At 70.7% G+C, this 14591-nt stretch carries 12 protein-coding genes; 5 read left to right on the top strand and 7 right to left on the bottom strand.

All coding sequences use genetic code 11. From position 1 onward, the window contains the following. Together N790_RS09440 and N790_RS16610 are read left to right on the top strand one after the other, a co-directional pair. The coding region (locus N790_RS09440; RefSeq protein WP_043803612.1) for an ATP-dependent helicase C-terminal domain-containing protein at window positions 1–1093 on the top strand (1093 nt) is incomplete at its 5' end. Window positions 1094–1189: 96 nt separating this feature from the next. Further along, window positions 1190–1645: a hypothetical protein gene (locus N790_RS16610; protein ID WP_211251981.1), complete on the top strand. Its 456-nt coding sequence runs from the start codon at window positions 1190–1192 to the stop codon at window positions 1643–1645. Window positions 1646–1716: 71 nt separating this feature from the next. Here the strand turns inward: N790_RS16610 and N790_RS09430 are convergent, their stop codons facing one another. Genes N790_RS09430 through N790_RS09420 form a run of 3 tightly spaced genes read right to left on the bottom strand, consistent with a single transcriptional unit; the run spans window position 1717 to window position 4885 of the window. After that, the gene (locus tag N790_RS09430; RefSeq protein WP_043803614.1) at window positions 1717–3516 is read right to left on the bottom strand and encodes a DUF885 domain-containing protein; all 1800 of its coding nucleotides are present in this window, start codon (window positions 3514–3516) and stop codon (window positions 1717–1719) included. Between the two features lie 31 nt (window positions 3517–3547). Further along, window positions 3548–4303 (bottom strand): class I SAM-dependent methyltransferase, encoded by a 756-nt coding sequence (locus N790_RS16695; protein WP_043803611.1) that lies wholly within the window; start codon window positions 4301–4303, stop codon window positions 3548–3550. 36 nt (window positions 4304–4339) lie between these two features. Further along, window positions 4340–4885 carry a pseudouridine synthase gene (locus N790_RS09420; RefSeq protein WP_043803609.1) on the bottom strand — a complete coding sequence of 182 codons (546 nt, stop codon included), beginning with the start codon at window positions 4883–4885 and terminating at the stop codon, window positions 4340–4342. Window positions 4886–4942: 57 nt separating this feature from the next. Between N790_RS09420 and N790_RS09415 the strand changes: the two genes are divergently transcribed. Together N790_RS09415 and N790_RS09410 are read left to right on the top strand one after the other, a co-directional pair. Continuing rightward, window positions 4943–6700, top strand: a complete 1758-nt coding sequence (locus tag N790_RS09415; protein WP_043803606.1) for an ABC transporter ATP-binding protein — start codon at window positions 4943–4945, stop codon at window positions 6698–6700. Between the two features lie 34 nt (window positions 6701–6734). Further along, window positions 6735–8042 carry a Xaa-Pro dipeptidase gene (locus N790_RS09410; RefSeq protein ID WP_043803604.1) on the top strand — a complete coding sequence of 436 codons (1308 nt, stop codon included), beginning with the start codon at window positions 6735–6737 and terminating at the stop codon, window positions 8040–8042. Between the two features lie 24 nt (window positions 8043–8066). Here the strand turns inward: N790_RS09410 and N790_RS09405 are convergent, their stop codons facing one another. Further along, complete coding sequence (locus N790_RS09405; RefSeq protein WP_043803602.1) at window positions 8067–9008, bottom strand: class I SAM-dependent methyltransferase; 942 nt, start codon at window positions 9006–9008, stop codon at window positions 8067–8069. 170 nt (window positions 9009–9178) lie between these two features. Here N790_RS09405 and katG point away from each other — a divergent pair, with 170 nt between their 5' ends. After that, window positions 9179–11374: a catalase/peroxidase HPI gene (gene katG, locus N790_RS09400; protein ID WP_043803600.1), complete on the top strand. Its 2196-nt coding sequence runs from the start codon at window positions 9179–9181 to the stop codon at window positions 11372–11374. A 65-nt stretch (window positions 11375–11439) separates the two neighbouring features. Here katG and N790_RS09395 read toward each other — a convergent pair whose 3' ends face one another. The 3 genes from N790_RS09395 to N790_RS16440 form a co-directional block, all read right to left on the bottom strand. Next, the gene (locus tag N790_RS09395) at window positions 11440–13665 is read right to left on the bottom strand and encodes an NADP-dependent isocitrate dehydrogenase (RefSeq protein WP_043803598.1); all 2226 of its coding nucleotides are present in this window, start codon (window positions 13663–13665) and stop codon (window positions 11440–11442) included. Between the two features lie 76 nt (window positions 13666–13741). Next, window positions 13742–14122, bottom strand: a complete 381-nt coding sequence (locus N790_RS09390) for a YkgJ family cysteine cluster protein (protein ID WP_043803596.1) — start codon at window positions 14120–14122, stop codon at window positions 13742–13744. Between the two features lie 78 nt (window positions 14123–14200). Further along, window positions 14201–14591, bottom strand: a 391-nt coding sequence (locus N790_RS16440) for a hypothetical protein (RefSeq protein ID WP_043803594.1), incomplete at its 5' end; no start/stop codon positions are given.

Raw genomic sequence — 14591 nt, 5'->3', positions numbered from 1 at the left:
CCAGGGCCGCGCCCCCGCGAACGCCAACCGCGGCGCGCTCGCCGCCATCGATGCCGCCGCGAAGCAGTGGCGCCGCCGCCTGCGCTGCGACACCGCGCCGCCCGCCGACGCCCCCGCGCACCTGCTCGGCGACCTGCTGGTGCACGCCTTCCCCGACCGCATCGCCCGCCAGCACCCGGCCGACCCGCGCCGCTACCTGCTGGCCAATGGCCGCATGGCGCGGCTGTTCGACGACAGCGCGCTGTTCGGCGAACCCTGGCTGGTGGCCAGCGAACTGCGCTTCGAAGCGCGCGACTCGCTCATCCAGCGCGGCGCCCCGGTGGACGAATCACGCCTGCAGCGCGATTTCCCCGCGCGCTTCTTCGAAGGCGACGTGGTGCGCTGGGACCCGGAAGCCCGCGCCCTGGTGAGCCGCCGCGAACGCCGCTTCGACAAGATCACGCTCGAATCCAAGCCCGCCGGCCGGCCCGACCCGGCGCTGGCCGCGCAGGCGCTCACCGACGCCGTCGGCGAACTCGGCCTCGAGGCGCTGCCCTGGACCGACGGCCTGCGCCAGTGGCGCGAACGCGTGCGCTGCCTGCGCGAGTGGATGCCCGAACTGGGCCTGCCCGACGTGTCCGACGACGCCCTGTTGGCCACCCGCGAGCAGTGGCTCAAGCCCGCCTTCCGCGGCAAGGCGCGGCTCGACGCGCTGGGCGAGGACGAACTGGGCGAAGCCCTGAAATCCGGCCTCGACTGGTCGCTGCGGCAGAAGCTCGACACGCTGGCGCCGCGCCGCATCACCGTGCCCTCGGGCATGGAGCGCGGCATCGACTACGCGCACGGCGCCGCGCCGGTGCTGGCGGTGAAGCTGCAGGAGCTGTTCGGCCTGGCCGACACCCCGCGCATCGCCGACGGCCGCGTGCCGCTGCGGCTACACCTGCTGTCGCCGGGCGGCAAGCCGCTGCAGGTCACCCAGGACCTGCGCAGCTTCTGGGCCAACACCTACCCGGAAGTGAAGAAGGAAATGAAGGGCCGCTACCCGCGCCACCCCTGGCCGGACGACCCCTGGACCGCCACCGCCACCCACCGCGCCAAGCCGCGCGGCACCTGAGCAACGGCAGGCAACGCCGCGCACCGGCCGCCGGTTTGGAGTTAGGCTGTAGCGGCAAGCCCCGACGTTCCACCCATCCGTTTGCGGAGACCTGTCATGAGCAAGACGAGCAAGATCGTTTCGACCGCCATGGCCAAGATCGGCGACACCGGCGCCGCGGCCAAGAAGGCCTGGGACAAGGCCGACCTGGCGAAGAAGGCCGGGGCCCTGGTCAGCGCCGGTGCCGGCGTGGCCGCGGTGAAGAAGGGCAGCGCCGCCGCGGTGAAGGCCGTGAAGAAGCACCCGGTTGGCACCGCCGTGGCCGCCGCTGCCGTCGCGGCCGTGGGCGCCGCGGTGTACGCGGTGAACAAGCGCAAGAAGGCGGCCGCCAAGGCCCCGGCCAAGAAGTCCACCCAGGTCGCGGCGAAGAAGGCCGCCGCGCCCGCCAAGAAGGCTGCGGCCAAGAAGGCTCCCGCCAAGAAGGCTCCCGCCAAGAAAGCGCCGGCGAAGAAGGTTGCCGCTGCGAAGAAGCCGGCTGCCAGGAAGGCTCCGGCCAAAAAAGCCGCCAAATAACCCGCGTAAGAAAATGGGGGTCGGAGCACCGATTCGTCGGAGACGAATCAGTACTCTGGCCCCCTTTCTTATTACTGCGCCTGGGCGGCGATCCAGGCGTCCATGCGCTGCTCGAGCACGCCCAGCGGCAGCGCGCCCTCGGCCAGCAGCGCGTCGTGGAAGGCGCGCACGTCGAAGCGGTCGCCCAGCCTGGCTTCGGCGCGGGCGCGCAGCTCGCTGAGCTTCATCTGGCCGATCTTGTAGGCCAGGGCCTGGCCCGGGGTGGTGATGTAGCGGTCCACCTCGTTGGCGATGTCGAGCTCGGCCTTGGGCGCGTTGGCGGCGAAGAAGTCGATCGCCTGCTGCCGGCTCCAGCCCTTGCTGTGCAGGCCGGTGTCCACCACCAGGCGCACCGCGCGCCACATGTCGTAGGCCAGCTGGCCCATGCGGTCGTAGGGGTCGTCGTACAGGCCCATGTCGTAGCCCAGGCGCTCGGCGTACAGGCCCCAGCCTTCGATGAAGGCGGTGAAGCCGCCCTGGCGGCGGAACATCGGCTGGTCGGGCATCTCCTGCGCCAGCGCGATCTGCAGGTGGTGGCCGGGCACGGCTTCGTGCAGCGACAGCGCCATCATTTCCCAGCGCGGCCGCGATTCGGGCTTGTACAGGTTCACGTAGTAATAGCCCGCGCGGCGGCCGTCGGCGGACGGGCGCTGGTAGTAGGCCGTGGTGGTGTCGGGCGCGGTTTCGGCGGGAATGGTGATCACGCCGTAGGGCGTGCGCGGCAGCTTGCCGAACACCTTCACCAGCTCGGGGTCGATGCGCCGGGTCAGGGCGCGGTATTCGGCCAGCAGCGCCTGCGGATCGGCGTGGAAGAACTTCGGGTCGGTGCGCAGGTGGGTGAAGAACGCCTGCAGGTCGCCTTCGAAGCCGACCTCGGCCTTGAGCTTCTCCATCTCGGCGCGGATGCGCGCTACTTCCTTCTGGCCGATGTCGTGGATCTGGTCGGCGCTGAGGTCGGTGGTGGTGTACAGGCGCGCCAGGTGGTCGTAGAAGGCCTTGCCGTCGGGCAGGTCGCCGGTGGCCACGGAATCGGCGCAGGCGGGCAGGTACTCGGTGTTGAAGAAGGTTTCGAAGCGGGCCAGCGCCGGCAGCACCACCTCGTCCACCGCGGCCTTGGCGTCGGCCTGCAGGCGCGCGCGCTCGTCGGCCGGCATGGATCCGGGCATGGCCAGGAAAGGTTTGTAGAAGCTGCTTTCCGCCGCCGTGGCCACGCGCTGCGCGGCGATCTGCGCCGGCACGCGCTGCATCACGGCCTTGGGCGCCACCCAGCCGCTGGCCATGCCCTCGCGCAGCAGGGCGATCGTCTGGTCGACCAGGGTGCCGTAGGCGCGCAGGCGCGCGGTCCAGTCGGCATAGTCCTTCGCCGATTCGAAGCGCAGCGCCGGCGCCATCTGCACGGCCAGCAGGTGCACGCCGCCGCGCTGGTCCACCGCCAGGCGCTCGGGGTGGAAGCGGAAGCCGGCGATCTCGGTTTCCAGCTGGCGGCGGTAGATGTCGTAGTTGAGCTGGTCGGCCGGCGAGAGCGCGGCGCGGTCGATGGTCCCGAGCGTGGCCAGGGACGCGCGCACCGCGGCCTGCTGGCGTTCGCGCGCGGCCGGCGACAGGTCCGGCAGGCGGTCGTTGTAGCGCTTGTCGCCGAGGTAGGTGGCCATCAGCGGGTTTTCTTCCAGGCCGCGCTGCCAGTCGGCTTCGAACAGGGCGTGCAGGCGCTGGGCGGCGGCGGTGGCGGGCGCGACGGTGGCGCCGGCGGCTTCGCCGGTGGCGTGGGCGTGCGGCGCGAAGGCGACGAGCGCGGCGGCCAGCGCCGCGGCGAGCAGGGTGGGTCGGAACATGCGGAACTCCATCGGTAGCTAGACGGGAAATTCAGTCGTTGGGCGTGCGGCCGGCGCGGATCGACAGCGGCCAGTCCACTTCGCGCTTCCGGGCGGGGTCGCCCCAGGCTTCGGCGAAGGCGGCTTCGTGCAGCGACACCGCGTCCTTGCCCGTGTCCTTCAGGTGGCGCTGGCTGGCCGACCAGGTGCGCAGGTAGGCCAGGTACTGGGCCAGGGTCCACTCCTCGCGCATTTCCAGGCGCGGGATTTCGCCCAGGGCCTCGAAGGGGAACACCAGGTGGCGGTAGCCGTCCTCGATGTGGCGGCGTTCGGGCGGCCAGTAGGCGCCCAGCGTGTCGTGGTAGAGCGCGTGGTAGACCTCGTCCACGTCGCGGCTGACCCGCGAGATGCCGTAGCACCACACCGCGCACAGGCCGCCGGGGCGCAGCACGCGCGCGGCCTCGTGGCAGAAGCGTTCCTGGTTGAACCAGTGGAAGGACTGCGCGGCCGTCACCAGGTCCACCGTGCCGCTGCGAAGCGTGCAGTGTTCGGCGGCTTCGACGCGCCAGGTGATGCGCGGGTTGGCCGGCGCGGCGGCGATCTGTTCGGGGCTGGGGTCGCTGGCGTGCACGCGGGTGAACCAGTGCGTCAGCGCCAGGCTGGCCTGGCCATTGCCGCAGCCCACGTCCCAGACCAGGTCATGGTGCCGGCACTGGTCGGCCAGCCACTGGAACAGCTCGCGCGGGTAGGTCGGCCGCGCCGCGGCGTAATCCTCCGCATGCCCTGAAAAATGGTCCTGGAACTCCATCCCGCGCCTCCCGTCGGATCTGCGTCCCTTTTATGGCTAGAGGGGTTCTTCGCGCCAGTGGCCGGGGCGCAGGCCCTCGAGGCGGTGCGGGCCGATCGCCAGCCGCACCAGGCGCAGGGTGGGCAGGCCGATGGCGGCGGTCATGCGGCGCACCTGCCGGTTGCGGCCTTCGGTGATGGTGAGCTCGATCCAGCTCTCCGGCACCGACTTGCGGTAGCGCACCGGCGGGTCGCGCGGCCACAGCCAGTCGGGCGCGCCCACCAGCACCTGGGCCTTGGCCGGGCGGGTGGGGCCGTCCTTGAGCGGCACGCCCTGGCGCAGCGCGGCCAGGTGTTCGTCGGTGGCCGTGCCCTCGACCTGCGCGAGGTAGGTCTTGGGCCAGTGGAACTTCGGCGAGCTGATGCGGGCGATGAGCGGGCCGTCGTCGGACAGCAGCAGCAGGCCTTCGGAATCCTGGTCCAGCCGGCCCGCGGCGTACACGTCGGGCGGCAGGCCGAAATCCGCCAGCGTGGGACGCGGCGGCTCGGCGCTGTCGGTGAACTGGCACAACACACCGTACGGTTTATTGAACGCAATCAGCATCCGGCCAGTGTACGCCGCATGGGACACTGTTGCCGGCCCCCACCGCCCCCGACCCCCATGGCCCCGACCCATCCGCTGCGCCGCCTCGCCGGCTTCGCCCGCCCGCACCGCCGCACGGCCGCCCTGGCCGCGGTGTACTCCGTGCTCAACAAGATCTTCGACGTGTTGCCGGAACTGCTGATCGGCGTCGCGGTGGACGTGGTGGTGAACCAGCAGGATTCCTTCCTGGCCGGCTTCGGCATCCCCGACCCGCGGCAGCAGCTGTACCTGCTGGTGGCGCTGACGGTGGCGGTATGGGTGCTCGAATCGCTGTTCGAATACCTGTACGCGGTGAAGTGGCGCGGGCTGGCGCAGGAGCTGCAGCATGCGCTGCGCCAGGCGGCCTACGGCCACCTGCAGAAGCTGCCGCCGGCGGTGATCGAGCGCGAGCGCAGCGGCCGGCTGATGGCGCTGATGAACGAGGACGTGAACCAGGTCGAGCGCTTCCTCAACACCGGCGCCAACGACCTGATCCAGGTGGCGGTGTCGTCGCTGCTGGTGGGCGGCGTGTTCTTCGTGCTCACCGCCGACCTGGCGGCGCTGGCCATGCTGCCCATCCCGCTGATCCTGGTGGGCGCGTTCTGGTTCCAGAAGCGGCTGGCGCCGCGTTACGCCGCCGCGCGCGAAGCCGCGGCCACGGTGTCGGCGCGCCTGAACAACAACCTCGCCGGCATGGCCACCATCCAGGCCTACACGGCGGAAGAGTTCGAGGCCGAACACCTGCGCCAGGCCAGCGACGAGTTCCGCGGCCGCAATGCCGACGCCATTCGTTTCTCCGCGGCCATCACGCCGGTGATCCGCATGGCCATCCTGGCCGGCTTCGTGGCCACGCTGCTCTATGGCGGCGTGCTCACGCTGCGCGGCGAGCTGGGCGTGGGCAGCTATTCCGCGCTGGTGTACCTGACGCAGCGCCTGCTCTGGCCGCTGACGCGCCTGGCCGACATGGTGGACCTGTACCAGCGCGCCATGGCCTCGGTGAACCGGGTGATGGACCTGCTCGACACGCCGGTGCCGGCGCGCGGCACGCAGCCGCTGCCCGCGGGCCTGCGCGGCGAGCTGCGCTTCGAAGGCGTGGGGCACGACTACGACGGGCGGGTGGCGGTGCAGGGCATCGACCTGCACGTGCCGGCCGGCAGCACGGTGGCGCTGGTGGGCGGCACCGGCGGCGGCAAGAGCACGCTGCTGAAGCTGCTGCTGCGTTTCCTGGACCCGAAGGCGGGCCGGATCACGCTGGATGGCGCCGACCTGTCGCAGCTCGACCCGGCCGCACTGCGCCGCACGATTGGCTACGTCGCGCAGGAGCCCTTCCTCACCGACGGCTCGGTGGCCGACAACATCGCCTACGGCGAGCGCCAGCCGGATCGCGCGCGGGTGGAAGCGGCGGCGCGCGCCGCCGAGGCGCACGGCTTCATCGCCGCGCTGCCGGCCGGCTACGACAGCCCGGTGGGCGAGCGCGGCGGCAACCTCAGCGGCGGCCAGCGCCAGCGCATCGCCCTGGCCCGCGCGCTGTACCGCGACCCGCGCGTGCTGGTGCTCGACGAAGCGACGTCGGCCGTGGACAACGAAACCGAAGCCGCCATCCAGCATTCCCTGGCCACCGCCGCGCGCGGCCGCACCACCCTGGTGGTGGCGCACCGCCTGAGCACCGTGCGCCATGCGAACGCGATCCACGTGCTCGACGCCGGCCGCATCGTCGAATCCGGCACCCACGACGAGCTCCTTGCCCGCAACGGACCCTACGCCGCCCTCTGGCGACTCCAAACCGGCGAGGAATAAGTACACTCGGGGGAACTTCACCGAGAGAGTCGCCATGACCCTGCGTTCGCTGGCCCCGGCCCTGCTGGCCGTTTCCCTTGCCGCCGCTTTCGCGGCTTCCGCGCCGCAGGCGGCCGTGACGCCGGCGCCCGGCGACGGCACCGTGTTCATCCGCGCCGCGCGCCTGCTCGACGTGCGCAGCGGCAAGTGGATCGAGAATCCCGGCATCCGCGTCGAAAACGGCCGCATCACCGCCGTCGCCAGCGGCGGCGAACCCGCGCCCGGCGAACGCGTCGTCGACCTGGCCGGCATGAGCCTGCTGCCCGGCCTGATCGACATGCACACCCACCTCGATTCCGACCCGGCCTACGGCGGCTACACCCACCTGCAGTACACCGACCGCTTCTGGTCGATGCTGAGCGTGAAGCACGCCGGCGAAACCCTGGACGCCGGCTTCACCACCGTGCGCAACGTCGGTTCCGACAGCTGGAACGACGTCGGCCTGCGCCAGGCCGTGGACGAGGGCAAGATCCGCGGCCCGCGCATCGTTTCCGCCGGCTACAGCTTCGGCGCCACCGGCGGCCACTGCGATTCCACCTTCTTCCCGCCCTCGTTCGACGCCAAGAGCCCCTACAACGCCGACAGCCCCGACGAAGCCCGCAAGCGCGTGCGCGAGATCCGCAAGCACGGCGCCCAGGTGATCAAGATCTGCGCCACCGGCGGCGTGTTCTCCCGCAACACCGAGCCGGGCCAGCAGCAGATGCGCGAGGAGGAAATGCGCGCCGTGGTCGAGGAAGCGCACCAGTGGGGCCTGAAGGTCGCCGCGCATGCGCACGGCGCTTCCGGCATCAACGCCGCCATCCGCGCCGGCGTGGACACCATCGAGCACGCCAGCCTGATCGACGCCGAGGGCATCGCGCTCGCCAGGAAGCACGGCACCTGGCTGTCCATGGACATCTACAACACCGAGTACACGCAGTCGGAAGGCCGCAAGAACGGCGTGCTCGAGGACAACCTGCGCAAGGACCGCGAGGTGGCCGACATCCAGCGCGAAAACTTCCGCCGTGCCCACCAGGCCGGCGTGCGCATGGTCTACGGCACCGATTCGGGCGTGCACCGCCACGGCGACAACGGCCGCCAGTTCGCCTGGATGGTGCGTTACGGCATGACGCCGCTGCAGGCCATCCAGGCCGCCACGGTGAATTCGGCCGAGGCCCTGGGCCGCAACGACGTGGGCGTGGCCGAAGCCGGCCGCTGGGCCGACCTGGTGGCGGTGAACGGCGACCCGACGGCGAACGTGGCCCTGCTCGAAGCCATCCCCGTGGTCATCAAGGGTGGCGTGGTGGAGAAGGACGCGCGCTGACGTCCTTCCCCGGTCGGCCGGCCGTTACTCGGCCGGCGCGGCTTCCGCCTGCGGCTTCACGAAGCGCAGCGTCATGCGGTCGCTTTCGCCGATGGCGGCGTACTTGGCCTTGTCGGTTTCTTCGTGGTTGTTGCTCGGCGGCAGGGTCCACACGCCGTTCGGGTGGTCCTTGGTGTCGGCCGGGTTGGCGTTGATTTCGCTCTTTTCCTCGAGCACGAAACCGGCCGCGGTGGCCAGGCCGATCACGTAGTCCTCCGGCAGGTAGCCCGAGGTCTTCACTTCCTCCAGCGTCTTGCCGGCGGCCGCGCGGTGTTCCACCACGCCCAGCACGCCGCCCGGGCGCAGCACCTCGAAGAACGACTTGAACATGGCGGCTTCGTTGCCGGCCATCACCCAGTTGTGCACGTTGCGGAAGGTCAGCACCACGTCGGCCGACGCCGGCTCGCCCAGCACCGGCGCGTTCGGGTCGATTTCCACGAGCGTGGCGTTGCCGTACACGTCGGCGCGCGCCGCCAGCTTCTCGCGCAGCTTGGCGTTGGCATTGGCGTAGTACTGCTGGGCGCGCTCGTTACCCGACTTGGCCGGGTCGTTGATGATGCCCACGTAGCGGCCCTTGCCCTGGGCCAGCGGCGCCAGGATTTCGGTGTACCAGCCGCCGCCCGGGCTGATCTCGACCACGGCCTGGCTGGGGCCCACGCCGAAGAAGGCCAGGGTTTCGCGCGGGTGGCGGAAGGCGTCGCGGGCGCTGTTGGCCGGGTCGCGCCAGTCGCCGGCCAGGATGGCGTCCATCGGGTCGGTCTGGGCGTCGCGGTCGTCGGTGTCGTCGGTGGTGGCGTCGGCGGCCGGCGCGGCGGCGGTGTCGCCGTAGGTGCCGTCGGCCGGCGGCGCGGCTTCTTCGGATGCCGGGCTGCAGGCGGCCAGCGCGAGGGTGGCGGCGAAGGCAAGGGCGAGCGGGGTGCGGCGCATGGTGGGCTCCGGTGTCGGGCAGGGAAGGCCGCCAAGCTAGCACAGCCCTGCGTCAAGGCCGGGTTGATAGGCCAGGGCTATCGCTTACATCCAAAACATTCATTTCAGCTGAACGTGGGTGAAGTCCAGACTGCGAAGACTTCCCGTCCCATCCACCCCAGGAGAGCGCCATGTCCAACGAATCCAAGTGCCCGGTCCACCATATCGGGATGGGCAAGGGCCCGCGAAACCTCGACTGGTGGCCGAACCAGCTCGACCTGAGCCCGCTCACCGTCCACTCCGAGAAGACCAACCCGCTCGGCAAGGACTTCGACTACCGCAAGGAATTCCAGAAGCTCGACCTCGACGCGGTCATGGCCGACCTCAAGGCGCTGATGACCGATTCGCAGGACTGGTGGCCGGCCGACTACGGCAACTACGGCGGCCTGATGGTGCGCCTGGCCTGGCACGCCGCCGGCACCTACCGCATCAGCGACGGCCGCGGCGGCGCCGGCACCGGCGACCAGCGCTTCGCCCCGCTCAACAGCTGGCCCGACAACGGCAACCTCGACAAGGCCCGCCGCCTGCTCTGGCCGATCAAGAAGAAGTACGGCAAGAAGCTCAGCTGGGCCGACCTGCTGGTGCTCGCCGGCAACGCCGCGATGGAAGGCATGGGCTTCAAGACCTTCGGCTTCGCCGGCGGCCGCGCCGACATCTGGGAGCCGAACGTCGTCGACTGGGGCCCGGAAGCCGAGTGGCTGGCCACCAGCGACAAGCCGGGCAGCCGCTACAGCGGCGAGCGTGACCTGGCCAACCCGCTGGCCGCGGTGCAGATGGGCCTGATCTACGTGAACCCGGAAGGCCCGGACGGCAAGCCAGACCCGCTGGCCTCGGCCCGCGACATCCGCGAAACCTTCGCGCGCATGGCCATGAACGACGAGGAGACCGTGGCGCTCACCGCCGGCGGCCACACCTTCGGCAAGGCCCATGGCGCCGGCGATGCCGCCAAGGTGGGCGCCGAGCCGGAAGCGGCGGACATCGCCGAGCAGGGCCTGGGCTGGATCAGCACCCACGGCACCGGCAAGGGCAACGACACCATCACCAGCGGCATCGAAGGCTCCTGGACCCCGAACCCGATCCAGTGGGACAACGGCTACTTCGACGTGCTGTTCGGCTACGAGTGGGAGCTGGTGAAGAGCCCCGCCGGCGCCAACCAGTGGCACCCGAAGAACCTCAAGCCCGAGCACATGGCGCCGTCGGCGCACGATCCGTCGAAGAAGGTCACCATCATGATGACCACCGCCGACATGGCCATGCGCATGGACCCGGCCTACGAAAAGATCTCGCGCCGCTTCCACGCCAACCCGCAGGAGTTCGCCGACGCCTTCGCCCGCGCCTGGTTCAAGCTGACCCACCGCGACATGGGCCCGCGCTCGCGTTACCTGGGCAAGCTGGTGCCCAAGGAAGTGCTGATCTGGCAGGACCCGGTGCCCGAGGTCGACCACCCGCTGGTGGACGCCGCCGACGTGGCCGCGCTCAAGGCCAAGGTGCTTGCTTCCGGCCTGACGACGCAGCAGCTGGTGGCCACCGCCTGGGCGTCCGCGTCGAGTTTCCGCGGCAGCGACAAGCGCGGCGGCGCCAACGGCGCGCGCATTCGCCTGGCCCCGCAGAAGGACTGGGAGGCGAACCAGCCGGCGCAGCTGGCCAAGGTGCTGGGCGTGCTCGAGGGCATCCGGAAGGACTTCAACGCCTCCGCCAGCGGCGGCAAGAAGGTTTCGCTGGCCGACCTGATCGTCATCGCCGGCAACGCGGCGGTCGAGGACGCGGCGAAGAAGGCCGGCGTCAGCGTCACCGTGCCGTTCCATCCGGGCCGGACCGACGCGACCCAGGAGCACACCGACGTCGAGTCGTTCGCGGTGCTGGAGCCCAAGGCCGACGGCTTCCGCAACTACGCCGCCAAGGGCGTGGAAGGCCTGGCCGAGCGCCTGGTCGACAAGGCCGCGCTGCTCACGCTCACCGCGCCGGAAATGACGGTGCTCATCGGCGGCCTGCGTGCGCTCGACGCCAACGTCGGTGGTGCCAAACACGGCGTGTTCACCGCCCGCCCGGGCGTGCTGAGCAACGACTTCTTCGTGAACCTGCTGGACATGGACACGAAGTGGGCACGCTCGGCCGGCGACCAGAACGTGCTCGAGGGCCGCGACCGCAAGACCGGCGCGGTGAAGTGGACGGGCACGGTGGTGGACCTGGTGTTCGGTTCGAACTCCCAGCTGCGCGCCATCGCCGAGGTTTATGCCGAGTCCGATTCCCAGGAGAAGTTCGTCAACGACTTCGTCGCCGCCTGGACCAAGGTCATGGAAGGCGACCGCTTCGACCTCCACGCCTGATCCCCGCAAACGAAAACCCCACCCGGTCTCGCGACCGGGTGGGGTTTTTTATTGGCCCAGTTTCTTTAAAGCGACGCGAGGGCGGCGTTGAAGGTGGGGCTGGGGCGCATGGCGGCGGAGACCTTGGCCGGGTCCGGGCGGTAGTAGCCGCCGATGTCCACCGGCTGGCCCTGCACGGCCAGCAGCTCGGCCACGATCTTCTGCTCGTTGTCCGCCAGCGCCTTCGCCAGCGGCGCGAACTTCGCCTTCAGGGCCGCGTCCTCGTCCTGCGCCGCCAGGGCCTGGGCCCAGTACAGCGCCAGGTAGAAGTGGCTGCCGCGGTTGTCCGGGCCGCCGACCTTGCGCGAGGGGCCACGGTCTTCGTCCAGGATGCGGCCGTTGGCCAGGTCCAGCGCCTTGGCCAGCGCCGGCGCGGCGGAGTTGAGCCAGCGCTCGCTCACGTGTTCCAGCGACGCCGCCAGCGCCAGGAATTCGCCCAGCGAATCCCAGCGCAGGTAGTTCTCGGCCACGAACTGCTGCACGTGCTTGGGCGCCGAACCACCCGCGCCGGTTTCGAACAGGCCGCCGCCGGCCATCAGCGGCACGATCGACAGCATCTTGGCGCTGGTGCCCAGCTCCATGATCGGGAACAGGTCGGTGAGGTAGTCGCGCAGCACGTTGCCGGTGACCGAGATGGTGTCGAGGCCGGCGCGGATGCGCTGCAGCGACAGCTTCATGGCCTCCACCGGCGGCAGGATGCGGATGTCCAGGCCCGAGGTGTCGTAGTCCTTGAGGTACCGCTCGACCTTGGCGATCACCTGCGCGTCGTGGGCGCGGGCCGGGTCGAGCCAGAACACCGCCGGCGTGGCGCTCAGGCGCGCGCGGGTGACGGCCAGCTTCACCCAGTCCTGCACCGGCGCGTCCTTGGTCTGGCACATGCGCCAGATGTCGCCGGCTTCCACCGCGTGTTCGAACACCACGCTGCCGTCGGCCGCCACCACGCGGATGCTGCCGTCCACCGGCGCCTGGAAGGTCTTGTCGTGCGAGCCGTACTCCTCGGCCTTCTGCGCCATCAGGCCGACGTTGGGCACGCTGCCCATGGTGGCCGGGTCGAAGGCGCCGTTGGCCTTGCAGTCGTCGATCACCACCTGGTAGATGCCGGCGTAGCAGCGGTCGGGGATGACGGCCTTGGCGTCCTGCAGCTCGCCCTTCGCGTTCCACATGCCGCCGGAGTCGCGGATCATGGCCGGCATCGAGGCGTCCACGATCACGTCGCTGGGCACGTGCAGGTTGGTGATGCCCTTGTCGGAGTTCACCATCGCCAGCGCCGGGCGCTTGGCGTACAGCGCCTCGATGTCGGCCCGGATGGCGGCCCGGGTGGCGTCGGGCAGCGCGCCGATGCGGGCGTAGAGGTCGCCGATGCCGTTGTTCGGGTCGAAGCCGACCTGCTCCAGCGCGGCCGCGTGCCTTTCCAGCACCTCGCGGTAGAACTCGCCCACCACCACGCCGAACATGATCGGGTCGGAGACCTTCATCATGGTGGCCTTGAGGTGCAGCGAGAACAGCACGCCCTGCTCGCGCGCGTCGGCGATCTGCGCGGTGATGAAGCTGGCCAGCGCGCGGCGGCGCATGACCGAGGCGTCGACGATCTCGCCGGCCTTCACCTTCACCGATTCCTTCAGCACGCGGGTTTCGCCGTCCTTGCCCACCAGCTCGATGCGCAGGCTGCCGTCCCCGGCCATCGTGGCGGAGCGCTCGCTGCCGTAGAAATCACCGTCGTCCATGTGCGCCACGTGCGACTTCGACGCGGCCGACCACTTGCCCATCTTGTGCGGGTGCTTGCGGGCGTAGGCCTTCACCGACTTGGGCGCGCGGCGGTCGGAATTGCCCTCGCGCAGCACCGGGTTCACGGCGCTGCCCATGGCCTTGCCGTAACGCGCCCTGGTGTCGGCCTCGGCGGCGTCCCTCGGCTCGTCCGGGTAGTCCGGCAGCGGGTAGCCCTGGGCCTGCAGCTCCTTGATGGCCGCCTTCATCTGCGGCACCGAGGCGCTGATGTTGGGCAGCTTGATGATGTTGGCTTCCGGCCGCTTGGCCAGTTCGCCCAGCTCGGCCAGGTGGTCGCCGATGCGCTGGTCCTCGCGCAGGCGGTCCGGGAACTGCGCCAGGATGCGCCCGGCCAGCGAGATGTCGCGCGTCTCGACGGCGATGCCGGCGGCGCCGGCGAAGGCCTGCACGATCGGCAGCAGCGACTGCGTGGCGAGGAAGGGCGCTTCGTCGGTGAGCGTGTAGATGATCTTGGGCGTATCGGACATGGACGTCGTCTCGTGAAAAACACCGGCCATTGTCGCGTTTCCGCCGCCCCCGGGCAAAACACGCTCGGCGGATGGATCAGTGCGCGGGCGTAGGGTCGGCGGCGGCCGGCGCGGCGGGCCAGTCGGCTGGCGTCAGCGGCGCCAGGCCGTGGGCCAGGCGACCCTTATCGCACTGCGGGCTGTGCCGTCCGAACTCCCACGACGGCTCGACGATGCGGCACACCGACGGCCGCTGCGGGTAGATGCCGCAGTGCCCGTCCACGCCGATGGTGCCGCGCAGCGCCACGCAGCGCGGGTTGGCGCCGTCGGTGCCGCGCATGGCCAGTTCGTGCCGGCGCAGCGGCACCACCAGCTCGGCGGGAGGTCCGCCGGGGTTGTCGGGTTGGGCTTCCGACCAGTGGAAGGAGACGCGGAAGGTGGCGCAGCAGGCGCCGCAGCGGACGCAGGGATGGCTCATGGGGACGGAAGATCGTCGAAAGCCGGGGTCGGGCCATCGCAGCGCGACGTTGCCGTCGCGCCGGGAGGGGGCTGGGGGTTATTCGATGCGGAAGTTGCGGGTCTCGACGACGCGGTCGTTCACCGCGATCTCGACCCGGTAGTCGCCGGCCGGCCAGGGCTCCGGCTGCGACAGCCGGAAGCTGGCCACGGTGGGCGCCTGCGGCGCCAGGTCCTGGCGGGCCTGGGCCACTTCGTTGCCGTCGGCCGCCAGCCAGCGCGCGGACAGCACCAGGCCCGGGCTGCTGCCCACGCCGACCACCGCCAGGTGCAGGGTGTCGGTGGCCTTGAACAGGTCCTTCGGCGCCGGCACGCGGCCTTCTTCGTCGAAGGCCGTGCCCAGTTCCACCGCCACCACCCGGAAGTCACCGGTGGGCAGCGGCGCGGCTTCGGGCGCGGCGTCCCCGGCGGCGGTGGCGCCCGTGTCCGGC

The sequence above is a fragment of the Arenimonas malthae CC-JY-1 genome (assembly GCF_000747075.1).
Taxonomy (GTDB): domain Bacteria; phylum Pseudomonadota; class Gammaproteobacteria; order Xanthomonadales; family Xanthomonadaceae; genus Arenimonas; species Arenimonas malthae.
This window is presented reverse-complemented; position numbering and strand designations above follow the sequence as displayed.